General features: G+C 63.6%; 13 protein-coding genes. All 13 read left to right on the forward strand.

The features are described from left to right. Nucleotides 1-3 precede the first annotated feature (3 nt). The 13 genes from FF090_RS09345 to FF090_RS19565 all read left to right on the forward strand — a co-directional run bounded on the left by FF090_RS09345 (nt 4) and on the right by FF090_RS19565 (nt 26,171). Nucleotides 4-222 (forward strand): hypothetical protein, encoded by a 219-nt coding sequence (locus FF090_RS09345; RefSeq protein WP_138856466.1) that lies wholly within the window; start codon nt 4-6, stop codon nt 220-222. 87 nt (nt 223-309) lie between these two features. Continuing rightward, nucleotides 310-3,267 (forward strand): alpha/beta hydrolase family protein, encoded by a 2,958-nt coding sequence (locus FF090_RS09350; RefSeq protein WP_138856467.1) that lies wholly within the window; start codon nt 310-312, stop codon nt 3,265-3,267. Between the two features lie 112 nt (nt 3,268-3,379). After that, nucleotides 3,380-4,024: a hypothetical protein gene (locus tag FF090_RS09355; RefSeq protein ID WP_175423599.1), complete on the forward strand. Its 645-nt coding sequence runs from the start codon at nt 3,380-3,382 to the stop codon at nt 4,022-4,024. Nucleotides 4,025-4,026: 2 nt separating this feature from the next. Beyond that, nucleotides 4,027-4,392 (forward strand): hypothetical protein, encoded by a 366-nt coding sequence (locus FF090_RS09360; protein ID WP_138856469.1) that lies wholly within the window; start codon nt 4,027-4,029, stop codon nt 4,390-4,392. A 112-nt stretch (nt 4,393-4,504) separates the two neighbouring features. Beyond that, complete coding sequence (locus FF090_RS09365) at nt 4,505-5,152, forward strand: hypothetical protein (protein WP_138856470.1); 648 nt, start codon at nt 4,505-4,507, stop codon at nt 5,150-5,152. 2 nt (nt 5,153-5,154) lie between these two features. Next, the gene (locus FF090_RS09370; protein WP_138856471.1) at nt 5,155-7,707 is read left to right on the forward strand and encodes a calcium-binding protein; all 2,553 of its coding nucleotides are present in this window, start codon (nt 5,155-5,157) and stop codon (nt 7,705-7,707) included. 100 nt (nt 7,708-7,807) lie between these two features. Continuing rightward, nucleotides 7,808-8,572: a hypothetical protein gene (locus tag FF090_RS09375; protein ID WP_138856472.1), complete on the forward strand. Its 765-nt coding sequence runs from the start codon at nt 7,808-7,810 to the stop codon at nt 8,570-8,572. Between the two features lie 13 nt (nt 8,573-8,585). Then, nucleotides 8,586-9,140, forward strand: a complete 555-nt coding sequence (locus FF090_RS09380; RefSeq protein ID WP_138856473.1) for a hypothetical protein — start codon at nt 8,586-8,588, stop codon at nt 9,138-9,140. Beyond that, complete coding sequence (locus tag FF090_RS09385) at nt 9,130-10,005, forward strand: hypothetical protein (RefSeq protein WP_138856474.1); 876 nt, start codon at nt 9,130-9,132, stop codon at nt 10,003-10,005. Before FF090_RS09380 ends, FF090_RS09385 begins: the two co-directional genes overlap by 11 nt. Nucleotides 10,006-10,017: 12 nt before the next feature. Further along, the gene (locus tag FF090_RS09390) at nt 10,018-11,022 is read left to right on the forward strand and encodes an alpha/beta hydrolase family protein (RefSeq protein ID WP_138856475.1); all 1,005 of its coding nucleotides are present in this window, start codon (nt 10,018-10,020) and stop codon (nt 11,020-11,022) included. Nucleotides 11,023-11,122: 100 nt separating this feature from the next. Next, the gene (locus FF090_RS09395) at nt 11,123-11,884 is read left to right on the forward strand and encodes a hypothetical protein (protein ID WP_138856476.1); all 762 of its coding nucleotides are present in this window, start codon (nt 11,123-11,125) and stop codon (nt 11,882-11,884) included. Nucleotides 11,885-11,896: 12 nt separating this feature from the next. Beyond that, entirely contained in the window at nt 11,897-15,796 is a 3,900-nt protein-coding gene (locus tag FF090_RS09400) for a calcium-binding protein (protein ID WP_138856477.1), read from the forward strand. After that, on the forward strand, nt 15,777-26,171 hold the full coding sequence (locus FF090_RS19565; protein WP_138856478.1) for a calcium-binding protein: 10,395 nt from the start codon (nt 15,777-15,779) through the stop codon (nt 26,169-26,171). The genes FF090_RS09400 and FF090_RS19565 overlap by 20 nt, the downstream gene beginning before the upstream one ends. Nucleotides 26,172-26,231 lie beyond the last annotated feature (60 nt).

A 26,231-nucleotide genomic window follows, 5' to 3' on the forward strand; every position in this document is an offset into this window, starting at 1 on the left:
TTCATGCCTACCAACAACCCCACCTCGCCGCAGGTACTTGAGACCTACGTGCTGCTTCAGATCGCAGCAGAGGCATTTTTCTTCCGCAATGCCAATGATCCTGCAGCGACCCCCGGAGGCATGTACCCCGTCAACTTGACGCCCGGCATGCTGACTCGTGGCAACGAGCACTCCAGCAAGATGACCCAGGCCCAAGCTGAGCAGTTCGTCAAAGAGTGGTAGGTCATCTCTCACCAGCCCAGCTCCGCTACAGGATTCTCTGCCACGCTTTTTGAGTGCCAGGTCTACGACCCCGCCCGGGACCTGTACATGGGCAAACTGGTAATGAGCATCCGCTCCACCGAATTCATCGAGGACTCGGCGCGCGACAGCAAGGCGACCAACGAATTGGAGATCCGCCCCACGGGTTGGGCCTTTGGCCAGATCGCCGACATGGAGACCTGGTGGAACAGCCTGCCCGCGAGCGTTCGCGATGGCAAGGTCGACGTGACCGGCTACAGCCTGGGCGGCCACTTAGCCACGGCCTTCTATCGATTGCATCCCGACAAGGTGGAGCGTGGCTACACCTTCAATGGCGCGGGGGTGGGTGAGGTGAAGACCGGGACATTGAGTGATGCGGTTGGGGTGTTTGCTGCGCGTCGAGATTCGGGCGCGAACGCGGACTTGTTCACCGACTCCGGTGTTCGGGCTGAGTACCAATTTCTCGTGCAGAACTACAGCCATTACTCGGTCGGTGTGACGGCAGCGTCGGCACGCGCGGATGGACAGCGGTTTCGCAATATGGCACTGACCGCACCGACGGGCTCGGATGCGGCGGTGCAGTGCGAACTGTTATCCCAGGCCCTCTTTCGCATTGGCGATGTGGCTGCGGAGGCGGAACGCATGGGGGGCCTGGCTGCCACGAACAAAACCAAACCAGCGCTCATTGAGGGGGCCAGCAACATTGCCGCGCTCCGCCTGGATCACCAACTGGCCGTCCTGAAGGCTGCTGAGCGCACAGCACCCCACGCGACCGGGTTGGTTCAGGGCTTGGTCAATCTCGTGATCGACGAGCGTCGAGAGGATGGCCCAAACAGCCAGGTCTTCTTCGATGTGTATGGGCGCAACTACCCGAGCATGGTGGCTAACTCGCAGATCCATCACGGCAAGCGGGTTCCGGTGTTCATCGAGGACCAGCCGCTAAAGCGCGGGGATGTCATCGGCGAAGCCTTCTCAGCATCCGGAATTCAGCTCGCAGGCGGGGAGGTGAAACTGCTGGTTTCCGGCTACGACCGAAATGATTTCGGCGACACGCACAGCATCGTGTTGTTGGCGGACTCCTTGCGGGTGATGTCGGCCTTGGCGCGGCTCGCGCCCCGTGAAGGCGCCAATTCGGTCGGCATTGATTTCTTTGCCGAGCTATTCATGGCGGCCAGCAAGGAGAAGGTCGATGGCGACTTAACCTTCGGCGACCAAGGCAAGGCCGAGGGCGACACCGTCGAGGCCTTGATGGACTCGGCCCTGCAGCTGTTCATGGTGTCGGCCGCCGCAAAGACGCTGAGTGACAGCGAGCGCGAAGCAGCACTCAAGGGAGGCAGCTGGGCGCAGGAGAGCCTGAGGGCACGGCTGGAAGAATCCGTCCGCCGTTTCACGGATGCCACGCAAGGCATGGTGGGCAAATTGCGCATCACGGAGTCCAGACACGCTGCCCATGCATTGACGGACCGCGACACCTTTTTGCAGAAGGCGCGCACCGACTTCGCCTTCTTCCTATCGATCTACACAGCCAGCCCGTTCCGCCTTGAGGGGATCGACGCGTTGGCCCAGAAGCAACTGGAGGCCACGCTTGAAGATAAGTGGCTTGCCGTCCATCAGCAATGGCTCGCGGACAGCAAGACCCATGATTCCGCGCGCAGCTTTAGCGACCAGTGGCTTGTCGACCGACAACAGATGCAGTTAGCCCTCATTCAGGCAAACCGGCAAAACACCGACACCTTGCCCAGCCTAGCCCAGATTCTGAAAGGCGAACTGAGCATCCCAGGTGTTCGTGCGGAAGTCCTGGAGGACGTGAAGACTGGACGATTCATTTGGAACGTGCCAGGCGTCGGCAACACGGTGCGTTTTGGTGACGAAAAAGACAACACCCTGAAGCCCGCGCCGAACACCAGCGCGAATTTGTATGGTGGGGCGGGCAATGACCAGTTGACGGGCAGCCAGTCCAAGGATCACCTTGAAGGTGGTGCTGGGGACGACAAGGTGGATGCAGGCGATGGTGCAGACATGCTTCGCGGCGGCAGCGGCAGTGATGAACTGAAGGCGGGCGGCGGCCATGACATTCTTCTCGGCGGCACCGGCGCCGACGAACTCCACGGCGACGCCGGAAACGACTTCCTGAGCGGCGGTACGGGTGCCGACAAGCTCTACGGCGGCGCCGACAGCGACATCGTCTTCGACGAAGGCGGCGCCGAGGTCAATTACCTCTGGGGTGAAGCTGGCAACGATGTGCTGGAGGTTTTGGGGGGGGCCGGCGACGCCTACTTGGACGGCGGCAGCGGCAATGATGTGCTGCGGGGGAGCGCTCAAGGCAAGAGTCAACTTCAAGGTGGCAGCGGCAACGATGTTTTGACGGGAGGGGATGAGTCGGACGCCCTGGTGGGCGACTCCGGTGCGGCTGGGCCTGGAGACGGCGCCGACCTGATCGAAGCCGGCAAGGGCGATGACCTGATCACCGGCGGCGGCGGCGCGGACCTGCTGCGCGGCGGCGCGGGCCAGGACCACTACCGCTTTGAGGGGGCGGGTTTTGGGACGGATGTGATTGACGACGCGGACGGCCAGGGCGAACTGGTGTTTGCCGGCCAGATTCTCAAGAGCGCGAGCTTCGATGAGGACAAGCAGTGCTGGGTGGCGTCTGGGCCAAATTCTGGCGGGGTCGAGATCCGCAAGCTGGAGTCCGAAGGTGCCACCACCCTGGCCATCAGCCTGCCCGGGGACGCGCACAGCACGGTCTATCTGCGCAACTGGACGCCGGGGCAGCTGGGGCTGACGCTGACGGGCGAGCCCAAGCTGCGCGACCGGCCCACCGCCACGCCCGTGAAGCCGCAGAGCCGCGCCGAGAACAATTTTGTGGACTTCATACGCAGCGACGCGGCCATCCGCCAGTACACCGGCCGGGAATTCCAGCCGCGCTTCGGGCCAATCGTGCCGGACAACAACATGAAGCGAGCCTCGAATGCGGTGGCAGACACGTTCATGAATGATCGTTGCTACGAGGTCCGCTATGCCGCGTGACGGAAATCTCTTCCGCGTCTGCCCAGGCGGTTTCCGGACCGGTGCGCTGGCACTGCTAACCGTACTTGGTGGTTGCAAGCCCTCTGCGCAAGAGCAAGCGCATCACGAAGCCATGCTCAAGGAGCAAGCGGCGCGTAGGCTCGAGATGTGCCGTGACAGATTCGCCCCCGGACCCTGCCCTGGCGCCACCCCGTCCCCCCTGAATCCGGACCCCAACGCATTCGGCCTCCACAAGTGGAACAACCGGTGGTTCAAAGTGCCACGGGAGTACTTCGCAACCTATGGGATGACGTTGTATTGGCCCAGCAAGAACCCGGGCGCCAAAGGCCCCGCCAAGCCCCTGGAAACGGATTGGACCGTTGAGGTGCACATCCGCTCCTACGACATTCCGCCCGAACCGCGTGGTTTTCGCCGCATTGAGGCGGCCGAGCGCGACGGCCGCATCACTCGGCGCGCAATGGTGCGCCCAGACCTCGAGCGAATCGAGTACTTCGATTTGCATCCGTTCACCGGCGAGCGCGCCAAGACCACAAGCGTTTCCTACGTCGCCACGGATCGTCGCAATCCAGAAGGTCTACCGCCGGTGATTAATTGCAATCAAAGCCCCGACCCCAAGCAAGCCGGAGGCGGCGCCGGATTCTTCTGGCGTGACGGCATCTATGTCTCGCTGCTCATCCGGGAAGGCCATATCTGCGAAGACTGGCCCGAGCTGTTTGACGAATTAAACCGAATTCTCAATTTGATCCAGAAAGTCTGACCGTGCCGATTCTTCTCTCTGATGCCGAACTGGCCCAACTGGCCACCCTGCGCGCGCAAGCCAACGCCCTCAAGCAGGCCAACCCCCTGGCGCGCGGTGCTTTCACGCCGGTTTACACATGGCTCGCCGACCTGCTGGTGAGCAAGGGTGTGGCGGCGACCAACTCAACCGTTTTGTGGCTGCGCGGTGCCGCAGAAACCAACGCGGCGCGCGGCTCCATGTCGGCGCTCATCCGTGAGTACACCGCGCGGGAGATCCAGCTTCGCTTCGGGCAGATCGTCACGGACGACGACATGCAGCGGACGTCTGACGCGGTGGCCGGCAAGTTCATGAATGATCGTTGCTACGAGGTGCGCTATGCCGCGTGACGGAAATCCCATCCGCGTCCGTCCAGGCGGTTTCCGGAGCGGTGCGCTGGCACTGCTAACCGTACTTGGTGGTTGCAAACCCTCTGCGCAAGAGCAGGCGCAGCACGACGCCATGCTCAAAGAGGAAGCAGCGCGCAGGAGCGAGATGTGCCGCGACAGCTTCGCCCCCGGACCCTGCCCTGGCGCCACGCCGGCACCCCTTAATCCGGACCCCAACGCATTCGGCCTCCACAAATGGAACAACCGGTGGTTCAAGGTGCCAAGGGAGTACCACTCGACGATAGGGATGACGTTCTATTGGCCCAGCAAAAACCCGAGCGCCAAAGGCCCCGCTAAGCCCCTGGGAACGGATTGGCCCATAGAGCTGTACATCCGCTCCTACGACATTCCGCCAGAGCTGCGCGGCTATCGCGCTATCGAAGCAGCGGAACGTGACCAAAGAATCATCAGACGCGAGACCGTACGGCCTGGACTGGATCGCGTGGAGTACTTTCCCCTGCACCCTTTCACGGGTGAGCGCTCCAGCATGCCAGTTACTGAATATGTCGCCACTGAGCGGCGTGATCCCGAAGGCCAACTCCCCATATTTCGATGCAAGAAAAACCTCTCGAATCCATCACAGGGCGGAGGCGGGGCAGGCTTCATGTGGCGGGACGGCATCTTGGTTGAGGTCTTGATCCGCGGAGGCAATCTTTGCGATGACTGGCCCGAGCTGTTTGACGAAGTGACCCGAGTTCTTAATTTGATCCAGAAGGTGTGACCGTGCCGATTCTTCTCTCTGAAACCGAACTGGCCCAACTGGCCGTCCTGCGCGTGCAAGCCAACGCCCTCAAGCAGGCCAACCCCCTGGCGCGCGGAGCGTTCACGCCGGTCTACACATGGCTCGCCGATCTGCTGCTGAGCAAGGGGGTGGCCGCGACCAACTCAACCGTTTTGTGGCTGCGCGGTGCCGCAGAAACCAACGCGGCGCGCGGCTCGATGTCGGCGCTCATCCGTGAGTACACCGCACGGGAAATCCAGCTTCGCTATGGGCAGATCGTCACCGACGACGACATGCAGCGCACCTCGGATGCGGTGGCCGGCAAGATGATGAATGACCTTTTCGGGGAGAGCCCGAATTGGCCAAGGGGTCAAGTGCCCGACATCGAGCGCATCTCAAAAGCCGACGCCACGGCCGTCGGCGAAGTCTTGTTTTCTACGCGGGGTGGCCTGCCAGGGCGAGACGACGCTGACTCCGCTTCATTCGACCAAGGGAACTCCGCCTGGCCCGGCGCGCTGCTGTTTGGCCTGCTCGGCTCGAATCAGGCCTGGCGGCTGATGGGTCGTGGTGCAGATGACAAGGCCATCGACACATTGAGCGACCTGCGCGACACCTTGTTCGCGCACCGCGCCTATGCCTATGGCCTGCGCAGTGCGACGCTCAATACGCTGGCAACCATGCTTGCTGCAGCATCGGGTCTCAATCAGGAGGCAGCCGACGCCTCGATGCAACTCGGCCGCGACCTGCAGACCATGATGCAGACGTTTCAGTCGCTCAACCCCAAGCCGGATATCGCCTTCACTTGGAATCAAGCGGTTGTGAATCTGACGACGGACCCTGCTGTGCAAAGCGCATTCCGGCTCATCAGCGATGTAACGCCAAACCGATTCCTAGACATGTTGGTCGGCTCGCGCGAGGGGCAGGCCAAGACCGGCAGCACGACCGACGGGAGTTTTGACGCGCAAGCGCGCAGTCTCTTCTCGCAATGGACAACAGCCCAACTGCAGAGCGGGCCAGCGCGCATCGCCTCAGCCGAAGAGCTGCGTGTCCTGGCCCGCACCGATGTCAACGCTCGCGCAGCCCTGGCAGGCCTGTCGCCGGTTCTGCTGGAAACCAAGTCGCCGCAAGACCCTGCATTGACCTTGTTCGATCCCAATACGGGCCTTGGCAATCTGAGTCAGTACTGGATCGACGACCGCGCGGCGATGCTGAGCTGGTTGCTCAAGCCGGATACGCCAATTGACGGCGACTTCGTGCCTTCGAAGACAGCTACCTGGATGGCGAACTACAAGGACTCGAGCAGCGGGGCGAGCTTCCGCGTCGTGCCGGCCAAGCTGGATTCAGCGGCACTCAGCAAACTTGAGGAGCGGGTGTACGGCTTCGGCTCGCGCCAAGGCGACCTCATGGAGGGGGCCACCAGCAGCGACCGGCTCTACGGCGATGCGGGCAATGACACCCTGCAGGGTGCAGGCGGCGATGACCGTCTGGAGGGCGGCCTGGGGGCCGACCGCTTGGAGGGCGATGGCGGCACAACGGGTGAATTGGGGGCCGGGAGGCACGCCGACACCTTGGTGGGCGGCCAGGGCGATGACACGCTGCAGGGCGGGGCTGGCAACGACCTGTTGCTCGGCGGTGGCGATGCCGACGAACTCCACGGCGACGCCGGCCACGACGTCCTGATCGGCGGCACGGGTGCCGACAGGCTGCGGGGTGGCGCCGACCATGATCTGCTCGTCGATGAGGGCGGCAGCGGCAACGATGTGCTCATCGGCAGCCAGCAGTCCGCACAGAACACCCTGGCCGGCGGCCGGGGCAATGACCTGCTACGCGGCGGCGAGGGCGCCGACATCTTGCACGGCGATGGTGGCGAAGCGGCCGAGGGTTCCGACGGCGCCGACCTGATCGAGGCCGGCGGCGGGGCCGACCTGATCACCGGCGGCGGCGGCGCGGACCTGCTGCGCGGCGGCGCGGGGCGGGACAGCTACCGTTTTGAGGCGGGTTTCGGGACGGATGTGATCGAAGACTCGGACGGCGAGGGCGAGCTGGTGTTTGCTGGCCAGGTGCTCAAGAGCGCCAGCTTTGATGAGGACAAGCAGTGCTGGGTGGGCGCTGGGGGTGTCGAGATCCGCAAGCTGGAATCCGAAGGATCGATCACCCTGGCCATCAGCCTGCCCGGGGACGCGCACAGCACGGTCTATCTGCGCAACTGGACGCCGGGGCAGCTGGGGCTGACGCTGACGGGCGAGCCCAAGCTGCGCGACCGGCCCACCGCCACGCCCGTGAAGCCGCAGAGCCGCGCCGAGAACAATTTTGTGGACTTCGTGCGCGGAGACGCGGTCGACGCTGACCAGGGCAACGACCTCCTGGTGGGCAGCGATGCATCAAGCCTGTTGCTGGGCGGCACGGGCAATGATTTGCTGGATGGACGGGGCGGGGATGACTGGCTGGAGGGGGGCGAGGGCGGCGACCTGATCCTGACGGGGACAGTCGACGGGACTGTGATCCATGCGATGTCCATGGCAGCCAACGAAGAGAGGATTGCGAATGCGGCCTGATCAAGAGACTCAAGCGGCCTCGGAGGGGGGGCGTTGGCGTGGCGTCGTATTCGTCTTGATGCTCCTGGTTGTCGCCGTTGCTACGTGCAAGGGGCCTTCCATGGCCCACAACTGGAAGGCCAAAAAGCAGCAAGAGCGCGCCATGGCGATGTGGCAGGAGCGCTGCAAGAAGTCGGGGGAGTTCATCCACAAGACGGTCGAGGGGGTGGAGGGGGTGTACCTCGTCAATGTGCGGACGCACAAGGACAACTTCAACCTCGGTGAGCAGCCGGCCGATCAATTCCGGCTGAGCGATCCCTATGGTCACGATCTAACGGACGAGGGTTACCTGATTTCATTTGCCAGAAACAGCAGGACGGGCGGCCGAGACGAACCGGTTGCCGAGGGCTGGCCGCCGCACAAGGGCTATCGATTCGTCGAGGCGCACGATCCCAGGGACGGAAAGCTGTATCGGTTTACGGGCCGGGTGGATCAACCCTGGCTACGAGACAAGAGCTATGGCGAATGGGTGCGCGAGTTCGTGCTGGATCGGACTCCCCTCAAACAGCGCACCCTGCGTTACGGGGTGAAGTTCGAAGACATCTCCACCCGCGAAGAGCGCGAGCACTGGATCGCTGGCAGCTCGCTCAAGGTCATAGACCTGGAAACCGGCGAGGTGCTGGGGGAGCGAATCGGCTACATGGTCGATTGGGCGCAAGGAAGCCGAGCGGGCGCACGCCAACCGTGGACCTTTGCGGCTGACAACGCCTGCCCGGACTTCCGGCGCGACTTTCCTTCATCAATCTATGGCGACCGCCACAAGGCGCGGTCCCAAGGCCAGCAAACCCTACGCTTTGTTGAAAAAGTAATCAAACCACTGAATTAAGGGAGCCAACACCATGACACCACCCACCATCGCCGACCTCCTGAAGTACGCCGACCTGCAGATGGCGGCTGAAGCCTTCCTGCTTGGCGACAGCGGCAAGCCGTATGCGGGCACCTTGCTGATCGAGGCCTTGAAGCGCGGCAACGACCACGCCAGCCGATTCACCGAGGCCCAGGCCAAACGTTTTGATGAGTTCTGGGAAGTCGTCGCCCAGCAGCCCAACACCCACACCGGCTTCAGCGGCACGGTTTTCAAGTGCAAGAAGGACGACCCCCTGACCGGCGCCAAGGCGGACGATGTGGTGATGTGTTTTCGGTCGACTGAGTTCGTGGACGACGCCGCGCGCGACAACGAGTCGACCAATGTGCTGGAGATCAAAGAGACCGGTTTCGCCTGGGGCCAGCTGCGCGACATGGAGGCCTGGTACCAGAAGCTGATTCAAGACGGCAAGCTGGTGGAGGGGCAGTTCAGCCTGACCGGCTATAGCCTGGGCGGCCACCTGGCCTCGGCCGTCAACGAGATGCACCCCACGGCCGCGAACGCAGGGAGCTTCCGTCATGCGGCGTAAGGGCGCTCTTCAAGCCCAAGGGCGCGGCAGTTCAACACCTCGATGGGCGCCCTTCGCGCTGGGCCTGGTATTGCTGTTGAGCGCCTGCGGCAGCGGCGTGTCCGTCAGCCAGGGCAACACCCCGCAGCAGCAACGCGCCATGGCGATGTGGCAGGAGCGCTGCAAGAAGTCGGGGGAGTTCATCCACAAGACCGTTGAGGGGGTGGAGGGGGTGTACCTCGTCAATGTGCGTACGTACAAGGACAACTTCAACCTCGGTGAGCAGCCGGCCGATCAATTCCGGTTGAGCGATCCGTATGGCAACGATCTAAAGGACGAGGGCTACCTCGTTTCGTTCGTGCGGAACAGCTATACCAATGGCCGCACGGACCTAGTGCGGGAAGGCTGGCCGCCCCACAAGGGCTATCGATTTATCGAGGCCCACGATCCCAAGGACGGCAAGCTGTATCGCTTTACGGGTCGAGTAGAGGAACCGTGGCAACTCGATCCGACCAAGCACCTCAAGGGCTATACCCGCTTCGTCCTGGATCGCACCCCCCTCAAACAGCGCACCTTGCGCTACGGGGTGCAGTTCGAAGACATCTCCACCCGCGAAGAGCGCGAGCACTGGATTGCCGGCAGCTCCCTCAAGGTCATCGACCTGGAAACCGGTGAGGTGCTGGGCGAGCGCATTGGCTACATGGTGGACTGGGCGCAGGGCAGCCGCGCCCGGGCGAGACAGCCTTGGACCTTTGCGGCAGACAACGCTTGCCCTGACTTCGACCGTGACTTCCCTGGGCCAATCAAGGGCCCTGCCAATAAGTCGCAGAGTCAGCGTTACCAGACACTGCGATTTGTCGAAAAAGTACTCAAACCAATCCAATAAGGGAGCCCACTCATGACACCACCCACTATCGCTGACCTCCTGAAGTACGCCGACCTGCAAATGGCTGCGGAGGCCTTTTTGGTTGCCACGAACGATCCAGCCAAGACGCCATTCAAAGGTCAAGCACTGATCGATGCCTTGACCGAAGGTAACAAACACGCCAGCCGCTTCACCAAGGCTCAAGCCGAGCACTTCGAGAAGCATTGGGCAGTCGAAGCCCAGCAGTCCAACACCCGCACGGGCTTCAGCGGCACGGTTTTCCGTTGCCATACCGACGCCCCCCTGACCGGCGCCAAAGCCGGCGAGGTGGTGATGTGTTTTCGGTCGACCGAGTTCGTGGACGACGCCGCGCGCGACAACGAATCGACCAATGTGCTGGAGATCAAAGAGACCGGTTTTGCCTGGGGCCAGCTGCGCGACATGGAGGCCTGGTACCAGCAGCTGATTCAAGACGGCAAGCTGGCGGAGGGGCAATTCAGCCTGACCGGCTACAGCCTGGGCGGCCACCTGGCCTCGGCCTTCAACGAGATGCACCCCACGGCCGCGAAGCAGGTGGTGACCTTCAATGGCGCGGGCATCGGGGCCGTGGACCCCACCAAGAAGCTGTCGACCCTGCTGACCCAGTTCAGCGATCTCACCAAGCCCAATGCAGATGGCAGTGCCAAGTTCAGCTTCAGCCACCCGGTGCTCAGTGCGATCTATGAGCGCACCCGGGCAGCGGGTTGTCTCATCAGCCAGGCCGACAAAAACACGTTGGCGGCATTCATCTTGGATGCACGGCGTGACGCCACGCCCGCATCCGATGTGGCCGAGGCCGAGTGGCTGCAGTTCGCGAACCAATCTGACGTGCTGCAGGGCCACACCAGCCCGTCCGCTGTGGCGAACTTGCAGAACCATGTGGGCAAGGATGTGCGGGTGTTCATCGAAGACCAGCCGCTTGATCGGGGCAATGTGGTGACGGCGGCGGTGGCGGAGTCCGTAGCAGTCAACGAACAGAGGTATGCGAATGCAGCCTGATCAAGAGACCCAAGCGGCCCCGGAGGGGGGGCGTTGGCGTGGCGTTGCATTTGTCTTGATGCTCCTGGTTGTCGCCGTTGCTACGTGCAAGGGGCCTTCCATGGCCCACAACTGGAAGGCCAAAAAGCAGCAAGAGCGCGCCATGGCGATGTGGCAGGAGCGCTGCAAGAAGTCGGGCGAGTTCATCCACAAGACCGTCGAGGGGGTGGAGGGGGTGTACCTCGTCAACGTGCGCACACACAAGGACAACTTCAACGTTGGTGAGCAGCCGGCCGATCAATTCCGGTTGAGCGATCCCTACGGTCACGACAGCGATGGTGACAACTACATCTTGAATTTCCTGCAGGGCTATTACTACCGCACGCAGGAGACCAAGCCAACGCTCTCTGGTGCACCGCCGCGTATCGGCTACCGCTACGTAGAAGCCGTTGATCCGAAGGACGGCAAGCTGTACCGATTCACTGGGCGCGTAGAGGAGCCGTGGCAGTTCGACAAGAGGTACTTGAAGGGCTACACCCGGTTCGTACTGGATCGCCGTCCGATCGAAGAGCGCTCCGCACACCATGGTGTCAAGTTCGAGGACATCTCCACTCGCGAGGAGCGTGAGCACTGGATCGCAGGCAGCTCGCTCAAAGTCATCGACCTTGAGTCAGGCCAAGTACTCGGTGAACGCCTTGGCTATATGGTCGATTGGGCACAAGGAAGCCGTGCAGGAGCGCGGTCACCCTGGCTCTTCGCTGCAGACAACGCCTGCCCTAGCTTTGATCGTGGACTCGCACTTCGCGGGAGCCAGCCGGCTTTCTCTGCGCAAACCGGACAGACACTCGATTTCGTCGAAAAAGTACTCAAACCAATCCAATAAGGGAGCCCACTCATGACACCACCCACTATCGCTGACCTCCTGAAGTACGCCGACCTGCAAATGGCTGCGGAGGCCTTTTTGGTTGCCACGAACGATCCAGCCAAGACGCCATTCAAAGGTCAAGCACTGATCGATGCCTTGACCGAAGGTAACAAACACGCCAGCCGCTTCACCAAGGCTCAAGCCGAGCACTTCGAGAAGCATTGGGCAGTCGAAGCCCAGCAGTCCAACACCCGCACGGGCTTCAGCGGCACGGTTTTCCGTTGCCATACCGACGACCCCCTGACCGGCGCCAAGGCCGGCGAGGTGGTGATGTGTTTTCGGTCGACTGAGTTCGTGGACGACGCCGCGCGCGACAACGAGTCGACCAATGTGCTGGAGATCAAAGAGACCGGTTTCGCCTGGGGCCAGCTGCGCGACATGGAGGCCTGGTACCAGAAGCTGATTCAAGACGGCAAGCTGGTGGAGGGGCAGTTCAGCCTGACCGGCTATAGCCTGGGCGGCCACCTGGCCTCGGCCTTCAACGAGATGCACCCCACGGCCGCGAAGCAGGTGGTGACCTTCAATGGCGCGGGCATCGGGGCGGTGGACCCCAGCAAGAAGCTGTCGACCCTGCTGACCCAGTTCACCGATCTCACCAAGCCCAATGCAGATGGCAGCGCCAAGTTCAGCTTCAGCCATCCGGTGCTCAGTGCGATCTACGAGCGCACCCGGGCGGCTGGTGGCCTCATCAGCCAGGCTGACAAGAACACGTTGGCGGCATTCATCTTGGATGCACAGCGTGACGCCACGCCCGCATCCGATGTGGCCGAGGCCGAGTGGCTGCAGAAGGCGGCGGGCCGGGTGGCGCAGATCCGGGGTGAGATCGGTCGTTTGCCCGGCCTCAAGCCGCAGCCCGTCGCGGTGCCCCTGGAGCAGGTGGAGCAATGCAGTCTGGACTATCAGCTGGCTGTGCTGAAGATCAGCCAGAGCACCAATGCCGAAGGGCTTTTGCAGGGCCTGATCCAGACCTATGGCGGGAAGACCGTGCACTGGGAGTTCGCGAACCAGTTTGACGTGCAGGGCGACACCAGCCCGTCCGCTGTGGCGAACTCGCAGAACCATGTGGGCAAGGATGTGCGGGTGTTCATCGAGGACCAGCCGCTCTACCGAGGCAATGTTGCGACCCAGGTGGCTTTGGAATCCCTGCAATACGCCAGTGTCAAGTTGCTGGTGGATGGTTGGGATAAGAAGGACTTCGGCGACACGCACAGCCTGGTGCTGCTGGTGGACTCGCTGGCCGTGCAGACCACTTTGCTGAACATGCTGCCCGAGGCTCAGCGTCAGGCGGGCTTCGATGCCTTGCAAAAGGCGCTGACCGATGCGTCCAACCGCCGCAAGGCCAATGGCGATGCTGTGTTTGGCGGTGGCCAGGGCAAGGCCGATGGTGAGACGCTGGAGGTGCTGGTCAATGCCCTGGCGGCCTTGGTCTTGGGGCCCGATGCGGCCAAGGCCAGGAAGTTGGTTGGCTCCAACGACGGAAACACCTGGCATGAGACCAACCCCAAGGGCGGCGCCACGGGTCGTACCGAATTCCATCGCTTGCTGGATGACATTCAGAAGTCCGATCTCTACAGGAAGGCACAGGCTGGCGAGTTGGCGCTCAGTCTGATTTCCACCTACGCCAGCGACTTGGAAAAGCAGGCTCGCAACGACTTCGGGGTCTTTGTGGCGCTCTACACGCTCAGCCCCTTCGCCCTGCGTCTGGGTGAGGGCGAGGTGGCCAAGGATTTGCTGTCCCAATCCAGCGTGTGGGGGGAGATTTATGCCCACTGGAATGAAGATCGGCTTCGAGTCAACCCGCCCGCAGGAGGGGCCACTACCTTGCCGAAGTACTTCAGTGATCGATGGCTGAAGGATCGCGCTGACCTCCTGGTGCACTTGAACTCACTGAACCGCGAGAACCTGGACTATGTGAAGGGCTCGCCCGGTGACAACCCGCAGGTGAAGGCCGAAGACGACAAGGGGGCCTTCGACGGCTCAGATGTGGTTTGGTATGACAAGGACAGCGGACTCAAGATTCAGCGAGGTGAGATCACCGGCAAGACGCGTTTCGTGACCTTTGGGTCTGACCTGATGGGTGCAGCAACGCCACAGGCTGCGGCGGTGAAGCTGGCGATGGATGCAATCCAGCTGAGTTCGAGTGCCATGGAAGAGATTGCCGGGCATGACGAACGTGATGTCATCTACGGCGAAAGCGGGGACGACCGCATCACCGGCGGTGACGGACGCGATCGACTGGACGGTGGTGAAGGCGATGACACCTTGGGCGGCGGCGAGAAGGACGATGCCCTGGAGGGCGCCATGGGCGATGACCTGCTCTCTGGCGATGCAGGGAACGACATGCTCAAGGGCGGCGACGGAGATGACGCACTCGAAGGCGGGAGCGGCCACGACGTCCTGATCGGCGGCACCGGCGCCGACAGGCTGCGGGGCGGGGCCGAGCACGATCTGCTGGTGGATGAGGGCGGCAGCGACACCAACCACTTGTGGGGCGACGAGGGCAACGACCAGCTCGAAGTCCTGGGTGGAGCCGGTTTCAGCTTCCTGGACGGCGGCAGCGGCAACGATGTGCTCATCGGCAGCCAGCAGTCCGCACAGAACACCCTGGCCGGCGGCCGGGGCAATGACCTGCTACGCGGCGGCGAGGGCGCCGACATCTTGCACGGCGATGGTGGCGAAGCGGCCGAGGGTTCCGACGGCGCCGACCTGATCGAGGCCGGCGGCGGCGCGGATCTGATCACCGGCGGTGGCGGCTCCGACCTGCTGCGTGGCGGCGCGGGCAATGACGAGTACCGCTTTGACGGCGCGGGCTTCGGGACGGATTTGATCGACGACGCGGATGGTTTGGGCAGGCTGGTCTTTGCCGGTCAGGAGCTCAAGAGCGCGAGCTTCGATGAGGACAAGCAGTGCTGGGTGGGGGCTGGCAGGGTCGAGATCCGCAAGCTGGAGTCCGAAGGTGCCACCACCCTGGCCATCAGCCTGCCCGGGGACGCGCACAGCACGGTCTATCTGCGCAACTGGACGCCGGGGCAGCTGGGGCTGACGCTGACGGGCGAGCCCAAGCTGCGCGACCGGCCCACCGCCACGCCCGTGAAGCCGCAGAGCCGCGCCGAGAACAATTTTGTGGACTTTGTGCGCGGAGACGCGGTCGACGCCGACCAGGGCAACGACCTCCTGGTGGGCAGCGATGCATCAAGCCTGTTGCTGGGCGGCACGGGCAATGATTTGCTGGATGGACGGGGCGGGGATGACTGGCTGGAGGGGGGCGAGGGCACCGATCTGATCCTGACCGGGGCCGGCAAGGACGTGGTGCTCGGCGGCGGGGGCAAGGATCTGATCCGGGCCGGCTACCGGTTCGACATGAGCATGGACAAGGTGTACACGCCCGGCGGCGGCTGGTACGCCGCATCCAGCCACAAGATATTTTTTAGTCAGGGCGCGGGGGGGGCTGAGTGGCTGGCCACGGACGAGAACACGCGCACGCAGTTTTCTTACTTCGTGCTGAAGTCGGACACTCCCGGCGAGACCGAGCGCGAGCGCATCGACATCGCGCACCCCAACCTGGCCGCCTTTGACTTTGAGTTCAAGGCCGAACTGGGGGCCGGCTCGCAGCCGCCCTCCCATCTGTGGTGGTGGTCCTATGCCAACGAGGCGGTGCCGCGCTTGGTGCCCAATCTCAGTGTCACGCTGACCCTGGGCGCCAACGAGCAGGTGGCGCGCGACGCCGTCTTCAAGAAGAGCGAGGCGCCCGATCCGCTGGACTTGGGGGCTGCGATGCCCTTCAAGCTGGAGTTGGAGAACGGCCAGTACATCCTGGCGCCAGGCAGTCAGGCGCAGGGGGTGGCGTTTTTTGGGGGGGGGCGGCGATGACGCGCTGTTTGGGGCCAACGACAACGACAGGCTTCACGGCGAGGTCGGCGATGACCTCTTGATCGGCGAGGGGGGCGACGACGAACTGGTGGGGGGGGCCGGCCTGGACTCGATCTCGGGGGGCGACGGGCGCGACCGCCTGGACGGTGGCGCCGAGGCTGACTTCCTGGTGGGCGGGATGGGTGCGGACGTCCTCTTGGGTGGCGCCGGGCATGACCTGCTGCTGGGCGACGCGCCCTATCAGCAGGGCAACACGGTCGCGCCCTTTTATCCGGTGGGGCTGGATGTGGGGGCGATGGGGGGCGACCTGCTGGACGGCGGCTCTGGCAATGACACGCTGTTTGGCAACCATGGCGACGACGGGTTGTTCGGGGGCGCAGACGATGACCTGCTCTGGGGCGGCGAGGGCCAGGACCGGCTGTTCGGCGATGCGGGCGCGGATGAGCTCGTGGGAGGGCTGGGGGATGACCATCTGGACGGCGGTGCGGACAACGACGTGTTGTACGGTGACGAGGGCGACGATGTGCTGCAGGGTGGCGCGGGCGTCGACACGCTGCTCGGGGGGACGGGTCATGACCGCCTGGAGGGCGGACTAGAAGCCGACCAGTTGCTGGGCGGGGAGGGCGACGATGTCTTGCTGGGCGGGGCAGGTAACGACATCCTGATTGCTGACGACGCCGTCGGCCCAGGGGGCAATGACACTCTGGAGGGCGGTGCAGGCAATGAGACCTTGCAAGGCGGCTCGGGCTCTGATGTTTATGTGTTCCGGGTTGGCGATGGGCTGGATACGGTGTCGGACGTCGGCTCGGGGGGCGCACGCAATGTGATCGCCTTCAAGATGGCCAGCACCGAGGTGCGTACGCTGCGGCGCGATGGCCTGGATCTGGTGATTGAGTACGGATCCTCGGATCGGGTGACGGTCGCCGACTTCTATGGTCAGACCGCGTTCGGGGTGGGCTATGCGGTGCAAGGGGCGGCCGTGGGCGATGAGGGTGCTGCCTTGCCGTCCGTGGCTGAAATTCGCTTCGAGGATGGCACGGTTTGGGGTGTGGAGGACATCCTGACGCGCTGCCCTGCGCCGCCGCCGTCAGAGTTGCCGCCCGACCCGTTGGCGGGCCAGAACCTGAGCTACTTCTTGAGCGCCTTGTTGTCGCGCGAGCAGGTGAGCTCGGCCGGCAAGAAGGAATTGACCTTCAGTTTCTCGACCCTGTTCGATCCCGCCATGAAGGGGGTCCGCCTCTATTCCGAGGAACAGAAACAGGCCGTGCGGGAGGCGCTGGGGCGTTTCAGCGCCGTGCTGGATGTGCGCTTTGTGGAGCTGAGTGACGGACGACCCACGGACCTGAGTTTCTATCTGGACGATCTGAGCTCGCAAGGGATGGAGGCGTTTGCGGGCTATGCGAATGCGCAGACAGGCCAGGTGCATCTGAGTAGCCGCCTCTTTGGACAGACGCGCAAGGACGAGTACGGGCGCGACATTCCCGCGGGCAGTCTGAACCGGGGTGAGGTGGGTTTTCAGGTGTTGCTGCATGAGATTGGTCATGCCTTGGGACTGAAGCATCCGTTTGAGCATCCGGTCCTGCCAGGCGCGGAAGACCGGGTGGCCAACACGGTGATGAGCTACACGCACTCCGCCACGCCGGCCACCGATCTGGGGCCCTTTGATATTGCGGCGCTGCAGGTCTTCTACGGCGTGGCGCCCTCTCTCCATGCGGGCAATGACACGCATGTTTGGGGCGAGCGTTGGCTGCAGGACAGTGGCGGCATCGACATCCTCGACGCAAGCGCGCAGTCGCAAGGGGTGTCGATCAATCTGACGCCGGGCTCCTGGATCTACCGAGGCAGCCAGGCCACCAGCATCCTGGCGGATCAGCAGGCCTTCATCGGTTTTGGCACCCAGATTGAGGATGCGTTTGGCGGCGCCGGGGACGATCGGTTGGTGGGCAATGCGCTCGCCAATGTGCTGGACGGTGGCGCAGGGGCCGACTCGCTCAGCGGTGGCGCCGGCGACGATTTGCTGCGCGGAGGCGAGGGTGCAGATCAGCTGGAAGGCGGCGCGGGGGCCGATACCTTGGATGGCGGCCAGGGCGCCGATGTCTATCGCTGGAGTGCCGCGAGCGAAAACGATGTCGTGCGCGACCTGGGATCTGGCGCCGATCAGGATGTGCTGCGCCTGCTCAGTGTGGCGAGCTTCGAGGGCCTGAGTTTCAGCAGTCGTGGCAACGACGTGGTGCTCGTCCTCCCGGGCGGCAAGCAGTTGGTGCTGGAGGGGCAGCGGGTCGGCCAGGGGGTTGAGTTCATCGAAATCGATGGCGGGATCCGGTTGTCGCGTGCGGAACTTGTGCCGTATATCGATGCGATTCGGCCCAGCGCAGGGTCGGACCTTCTGCGGGGCGGCGCGGGCCCGGATGTGATCGATGGCCTGGCGGGTGACGATCGGATTGAGGGCGGTGCGGGCGACGACCGGCTGATCGGGGGCGCGGGGTTGGACACCGTGATCGGGGGCGCGGGCCATGATTGGTTGGATGCGGAGACGGCCGACGGCGGCGCAGGCAATGACACCCTTTCTGGCGGCGTTACCGGCACGATGGCGGCGGGGCTGCAGGGCGGCACCGGCAGCGACACCTTTGACCTGCGACGCCTAGAGCGTGGTGCAGCGATGGTCTTCGAGGAGGTGGACGGCGGCAGCGCGACTGCGACGGACATCGATACCCTGCTGCTGCCCGCGACCTTCACCTTGGCCAATCTGCAGGCGGACTTCTATGCGTCAGGGGACTTGGCAGGGGCCGACGACATCAGGCTGGGGGCCCATGGCCAGGCTGGCGACGTGTATCTGCGAAACGTGGTTCGCGCGGATGGCAGCACGGCCGGCGTCGAGCGCCTGGTGCTGAGCGATGGCCAGGTGCTGGGCGTGGCCGAGTTGCGGCGCTTGGTGCAGGGTCAGATCACGGAGGGGAGGGATCGTTGGTATGGCACGAGTGGCGCCGACCGAATCGATATGCAGGCCGGCGATGACTATTTGTATGGCCGCGGTGGCAACGACACGCTGATCGGGGGAGGCGGGGATGACACGCTAGACGGCGGCGTGGGCGATGACCAATTTGTGGCGCAGGCCGGCAGCGGGTTCGATCATTTGAAGGATGAAGCCGGAACGGATGCCGTGAAGTTCACGGATGCGCTCTCCGGTCAGGTTGGTTTGTACCGTCACGGCGATGACCTGTGGATCTACCGCACGGATGACCTGCGTGCGCAGCTGCGCGTTGAAGGCCACTTCCGCCCTGGCTGGAATGGCGCTGGAGCGATCGAGCGCATCGAGTTTGCCGACGGCTCCAGCTGGCAAGCGGCTGAGTTTGCTGCGCATCTGGTGGCGACACCACCCGACCACCTGAACCTCAGCTTTGACGATGCCGGCGATGGCGGCGATCAACTCATCAAGGGCAACTCGGGCAATAACCGGCTCAGCTCATTCACCGGTGCGGACAGCTTGATGGGGGGCGACGGCGACGATTTCTATGACATCGATACCGGAACGCTTCATTCTGCCAACACGATTTACGGCACAGACGATGTGGTGCTTGAACAGCCCGGCGGCGGGCGCGACACGCTGCGGGCCCGGCATTGGGACGTCACCCTTCCCGAGCATGTGGAGAACTTGATTCACAAGTTCGAAGGCACTCGTGTGCTGGACCACGCAGGCAAGCCCGTGCCAGCCCAACTGAAGGGCAATGCACTGGACAACCACTTGTCGGTAGAGGGGCTCTCGCCCATTTTCGGTGGGGGCTTGGCGCCGGCCTATTGGTTCGATGGCGGGGTGGGGGCTGACACCATGGTGGGCGGTCAAAGCAATGACACCTATGTCGTCGATAACCCGGGGGACCGGGTTCTTGACGCCGGTGTCGGCGATCTGGATACGGTGCGTTCTTCGGTCAGCTATTCGCTGGGTGAAAGCATCGAGAACCTGGAACTGGTGGGTGCGGCGGCCAAGCGCGGGGAAGGCAATGCGCGGGCCAATGTCATCCGTGCAAGCGGCAATGCCGGCGTGGTGGATACGCTGCTCGGCGGTGCGGGCGATGACGAGTATTGGATCGACGGCGACGAGCGCATCGTCGAAGAGGCACAGGGCGGGAACGATACGGTGAAGCTGCTCGGTGCGGGCGCGCACAAGATGGCGGACTACGCCCACGTAGAGGCCGCGGTGTTGCTCAGCCCTGGCGCAAAGCTGACGGGGACAGATGCCGGCGAAACCCTCCGGCAGGGGGAGACAGCGTGGGCCACCGAACTCTATGGCATGGGCGGTGATGACCGGCTGGAGGGGGGGACGAGCAGTGTGCTGTCTGGGGGCGCGGGAAATGACAGCTTGCGTGCCGGTGGAACCGTGCTTTGGAACGTGGGCGATGGACACGATCAGCTAGAACTGATCGCCAACACGACGATTCGACTGGGAGCCGATGTGGCGCTCGGGGATCTGGCGCTGCGCCGCGATGGGCGGGCGCTGGTGATCGAGCATGCCGGCAGCCCGGCCATGACGGTGCAGGACTACTTTGCCGAACCGGTCGGGTCAGCGCTCAAGGGCTTTCCTCTCTGGCTCGAAGTGCTTGACGGCCGGAATCGGCTGACCTTCTCCTGGAGTCAGTTGGATGGGGTGTTGACCGCCGATGCCAACTCACTGCTTCGCCTCGGAACGAGCGGAAGCGACACCTTGGTCGGTGGCGCCGCGCAAGACACCCTTGCCGGGGGCAGCGGCGCCGACCATTTGGAAGGCGGGACCGGACCCGACTATTTGCTCGGCGAGTCGGGGGACGACACCTTGATGGGCGGGGCGGGTGATCGTCTTTCAGGTGGCGCCGGTTCTGACCACTATCAGATCACCGAGCTTGCCCTTGGGAGTGCAGGGCTGGGGCTGAGCGTTGAAGACCGTGAGGGGGCCCAAGATGTCATCGAACTACCGCCCGGCGTGACCCCAGACACTTTGGCGCTGCAGCAGTCCGGCAACAGCCTGCAGTTGCTTTGGAACGCAGGACGGGATGGCTTGACGGTGCAGGACTACTTTGCGCCCGATGCCGACTCCATCGAACGGCTGCGCTTTGCTAGCGGCCAGAGTTGGACGCGGGATGACATCGAAACTCGTCTGGCTCGATGGATGGTGGGCGGCGAGGGTGACGACTACTTTGAAGGGAGCGAAGGTCGCGATGGCATTCGAGGCTTGGGCGGCAATGACAGCCTATTGGGTGCGGCAGGCCATGACACGCTGGAAGGCGGAGCGGGTGACGACACCCTTCAAGGAGGGGCCGGAGACGACCTGTACCTGTTCTCGGCCGGCCACGGCCAGGACCTTGTGGACGACCTGCAAGGGCAAACCATCATCCGCTTCGATGCCACCGTGAAGCCCGCCGATGTCGCGATTCGCGAGCATTCGATTCAGTTCGGTCTTGGGTCCGAGATCAACTTCGTACACCTGCTGGGATCCCCCGGCATTCCGGTGTCAAGAGTCGAGTTCGCGGATGGAACGGTGTGGACCGGTGAGCAGTTGCGTCATGTGCCCGGCATGGGTACGCGCTACGACGACTACCTTTTTGGCACGCAGGCTGCTGATTTGCTGCAGGGCCTGGCGGGCAGCGATAGCTTGTCCGGCGGCGCGGGCAACGACACCCTGGTGGGTGGCGTCGGTAACGATGAGCTCTCGGGGGGCGAGGGCGACGATGTTTTTGTCTACAACCCGGGGGATGGCTTCGACAGCTTGATGGGCTCGTGGGCTCTGAACCCGGGCGACGACGTGCTTCGCTTCGGTGCGGGAATTGACCCGAGCGAAGTGACGCTGGCCTTGCGTGGCCCCTACTTTGTCTTCGTGAGCACGACCGGGGGCGACCTGGTCCGCGTCTCGCGTCAGGCGGACGGCTTGATCGACGGACTGAGTCGCGTGGAGTTTGACAACGGCTCGTCCTGGACGCGTGCGGATCTCGACCGGATGGCACGCCCTTCGTTGGGCAGCGAGATGGATGATCATCTATTTGGTGGTGAGCAGGCCGACACATTGCGGGGTTTGGGTGGCAATGACACCTTGGAAGGAGCGGGTGGCGACGATGTCCTAGAGGGCGGCGAGGGTGACGACTTCCTGCAAGGGGGGAATGGCGATGACACGCTCGTCGGAGGTGATGGCGGCACGGTTTTTGTGGGCGGTGCGGGCAACGACGTCTATGTCGTCAATCTGGCCCAAGCCACTAAAAGTTGGGTCAGCGACGGTGTGTTCGGCAGCACCAACGAGGCCAATGTGGTCCGTTTGACGGGCATGGCGCCCACGGATGTGGCTTTCTCGCGCTCCGGGAATTCGCTGATGGTGCAGCGAAACGATACGAACACATGGGTCGCGGTCGAAAACTGGTTCTCCGACGGCGACATGACGCCTCAAGCGGAGACCTTTCGATTCGAGTTTGACGGGGGCTTGGTTCTGACTGCCAGCGAGGCGATGGCCCGACTCCACACCACGAAAGTGAGCCCGCAGGCTGACATCTGGTATGGCAGCGCAGGCGCCGACACGGTCCATACCGGCGCCGGAGATGACTTTGTCGAGGGAGCGGCAGGGGCCGATGCCTTGAATGGCGGAATGGGCGCCGACTGGGTTGACGGTGGGGAGGGCAACGACATCCTGCGCGGCGACGAGGGGAACGACCAGCTTTTGGACTCCCAGGACCGGAATCTCCTGGACGGTGGCCCCGGTGAAGATGAAATCACCATGGGTCTGATGTCGAACGTGATCATCGGAGGACAGGGCAATGACACCCTTTTCGGCGGCAACGACCCGGGCGCCGTCAGTCGCGGGGGCTCGCTCGTGCTGATGAATGTCGGCGACGGTCACGACCTCTTTCATCAGTCGGAACAAGATGGTGCGACCGACACGATTTCTTTGGGGGGGGCTCGCCTCGCTGACCTGACGCTGACCTCAACGCTGGAGGGTGTGAGGCTGCAGATTGCCGGGGACACTTCGCTGACCCTGGTTGCATCGAGCTTCACTCCACGGCGGCCCCTGACTCTGCAGTTGGTGCAGTCAGGCCAGATTCTCAGCTTCGACTTGACGGCGGTACTGGCCGACTTTCAGTCGGCCTTGAGTGCAAACCCCGCGCCCGTCAATTGGAGGATGGAAAACTCGCTGTCATCGCATGCGCTCGGTACCAGTTCCACACAGGCCATCGGTGGCGTGGTGGCCTATCGGTATGCACTGGACGGAAATCTCAGTGCCCTATCCGATGCCCGCCTGCAGCTTGCCCTCGCGAGCACCGGCTTTGGAACGAGTTGGCAACCCATCAGCGACAGCGGCGACATCATCGGTTCATCGGGCAATGACAGCCTGACGGGTACGTCCGCCAATGATCGTCTGTTTGGCCTGGCGGGCCATGATGTGCTCGACGGTGGCGTTGGCGCCGACACGCTGGAGGGGGGCGCTGGTGACGACCGATATGTCGTAGATAGCGCTGCGGACCAGGTGGTCGAGCAGGCTGATGAGGGTCTGGACTCGGTATTGGCTTCGGTGGATTGGGTGCTTGGCGACCATATCGAATCGCTTGAACTGTTTGGATCGGCGCACCATGGGACCGGCAATGCGCAGGCCAACCGCCTGCTGGGTGGGGCAGGTTCCGATTCTTTGCTGGGACTGGGCGGCGCCGATACCTTGGACGGCGGCGCGGGGGCCGATCAATTGGTCGGCGGCTCGGGGGATGACGTCTACCTGATCGATCACACGGGTGATCTGGTGCAGGAGTTGGCCAGTGAGGGCCAGGATCATGTGATCGCCAACGTCAGTTACAGCTTGAGCACGGGCGTGGAGGCACTGACCCTGAGCGGCTCTGCGGACTTGAGTGCCACGGGCAACGAACTGCCCAATCACCTGACCGGGAATGCCGGCAACAACCGCCTGGACGGCAGCCTGGGGTTGGATACCTTGGAGGGCGGTGCGGGCAATGACGTCTATGTGGTGAACATGGCGGGCGAGGTGGTGACCGAGCTGAGCGGTGGCGGGACTGACACGGTGGAGTCCTCCGTGACCTGGACGCTGGGTGCCGAGCTTGAGAACCTGGTGCTGAACGGTACGGCGGCGATCCATGGCACGGGGAATGGCCTGGCCAATCGCTTGACTGGCAATGCTGGCAACAACCGGCTGGATGGCGGAGTGGGTGCCGACACGCTGGAGGGCGGGCAGGGCAATGACAGCTATGTGATCGACTCGCTTGCAGATGTGGTGATTGAGCAGGTCGGCGGCGGCACTGACATCGTGGAGAGCTTGGTCTCGTTGACCTTGGGTGCTGAACTGGAGACTTTGGTGCTCAAGGGCAGCGCCAACTTGAACGGCACGGGTAACGACCTGGGCAATACGCTGACCGGCAACGCCGGGGCCAACCGCCTTGATGGCGGCGCCGGTGCCGACACGATGTCGGGAGGGGCAGGTAACGATGTCTATGCGGTCGACAACGTGGGCGACCGGGTGTCGGAGTCTGCCGCTGGCGGGATGGACACGGTGGAGGCCTCGGTCAATTGGACGCTGGGCGCTGAGATCGAGTCCCTGCTGCTCACTGGTAGCGCCAACCTGGCAGGCACTGGGAACGCGGCGGCCAACTCACTGACGGGCAATGCCGGAAGCAACAGGCTCAACGGCATGGGCGGCGCCGACACGATGCGGGGAGGCATGGGGGATGACATCTATGTGGTGGATGTCAGCGCCGACCAAGTCATCGAGGACGTGTCTGCGGGCACGGACACGGTGGAGGCGGCGCTGACGTGGACGCTCGGGGCCAATTTGGAAAACCTGACGTTGACGGGCAGTGCGGCCATCAACGGCACGGGCAATGGAGCGGCCAATACCCTGCTCGGCAATGCGGCGGCCAACGTATTGACTGGGGGAGGCGGCAATGATGTGCTGGATGGCAAGGCCGGGGCGGACAGCCTGCTCGGCGGGGCCGGCGATGACTTCTATGTGGTTGACCTGTTGACGGATGTCGTGACGGAGAAGGCCGGCGAAGGGGTGGATACGGTGCAGGCTGGTGTGTCCTGGACCTTGGCGGCCGAATTCGAAAACCTGGTCCTGTCGGGCACGGCATCGCTGCAGGGCACAGGGAATGCGGGTGACAACCAGTTGACAGGTAACACAGCGGCCAACACCCTGAAGGGCGCCGAGGGCAAGGACAGCCTCGATGGTGGCGCGGGCAACGACAACCTGGATGGCGGTGTCGGCAACGACCTCTTGCGCGGCGGCGCGGGAGCTGACATCTATGTGTTTGGCCGCGGTTGGGGTAGCGACACGATTGTTGAGAGCGATGCGACCGCCGGCATCAAGGACAGTGTGAACTTCGCCAGCGGGGTGGCTCTGGGGGATGTCAGTTTTGTGCGCAATGGCAACGCGCTGGAGCTGCGGATTGCGGGAAGTCCGGCCGACTTGCTGACGATCAAGGACTGGTACGTGAGCTCGGCAAACAAGGTCGAGGAGTTCCGCTTTGTGGGCGGGGCGGTGCTGACCGCTGCGCAGGCCGAGAGCAAGGCCACGACACTGAGCCCATTGGCCGCGTGGAAGGCCGCTGATCGCGCGTTACGCGCCGGACCTGACCTTGGAATGGAGTCGGCGTTTACCGTGGGATTCAGCGCGGATCGGTGGGCCGAGGCTTGGAGCTGGGATCGTGAAGGCATCGATGGGGTCATCCAGTCTTTGAGGTCGATGCCTGTGGACGCATGGGTGTCAGAGTCTTCGACCAAAAAGGTGGCGTTACCCCAACGAGACGAGTTTGCCGAAGCGGTGCAACAGCAGGTCGAAATAGACGCACCTGGCGAACGCAAGACTTGGGAGCCGCTGCCGGACGCGCGCGATCTGCCCGGCGAGCGCCTGACCTGGGAGCCCGTGCCGGACGAACAGGACCCGCCGGGTGTGCGCTTGACATGGGAGTCCTTGCCTGAAAGTGGCGCGGACGAAGCCTTAGCTGCCCTGTGGGTGGCGTTGCCTGAGCGGCGAGGGCTTGCTGGTGCAGCGCCGTTCAACTCGGACGCTTGCGAGTCGCGGACCGGCCGCTGGGCGGGCGTCGATCGCAGGCACTTTGAAAGGCTGGATGCGTTGGAACTTCCAGATGCCCCAGGAGCGCCCCGGGTGGCGGAGCTCGAGTGGCTGGAACTGTTGCGCGGTGCCGGATCCGGCTGTCGCACCGGACGAGCGCGTGACGAGGCGGAGCGCGTGATGCAAGGTATGAAGTTTGCGCCGGGCTTGCCCACGCAGCAGCAGGCCGACGCCCTGGTGCAGGCGATGGCAGGTTTTGCGGGGGGGGCGGGAATTGGCCTGGCGTCTCAGTTGGGCGGGCACCGCGATTCGGCCCACTGGAACTTGGCAGCATCACCCCTGCCCTGATACGCGATGCAAGCGCCAGAAGCGGGGCTTTTGGGCGATTGTTCCTGGCCCCGCTGGCGC

This window comes from Inhella inkyongensis (genome assembly GCF_005952805.1).
Classification (GTDB): Bacteria; Pseudomonadota; Gammaproteobacteria; order Burkholderiales; family Burkholderiaceae_C; genus Inhella; species Inhella inkyongensis.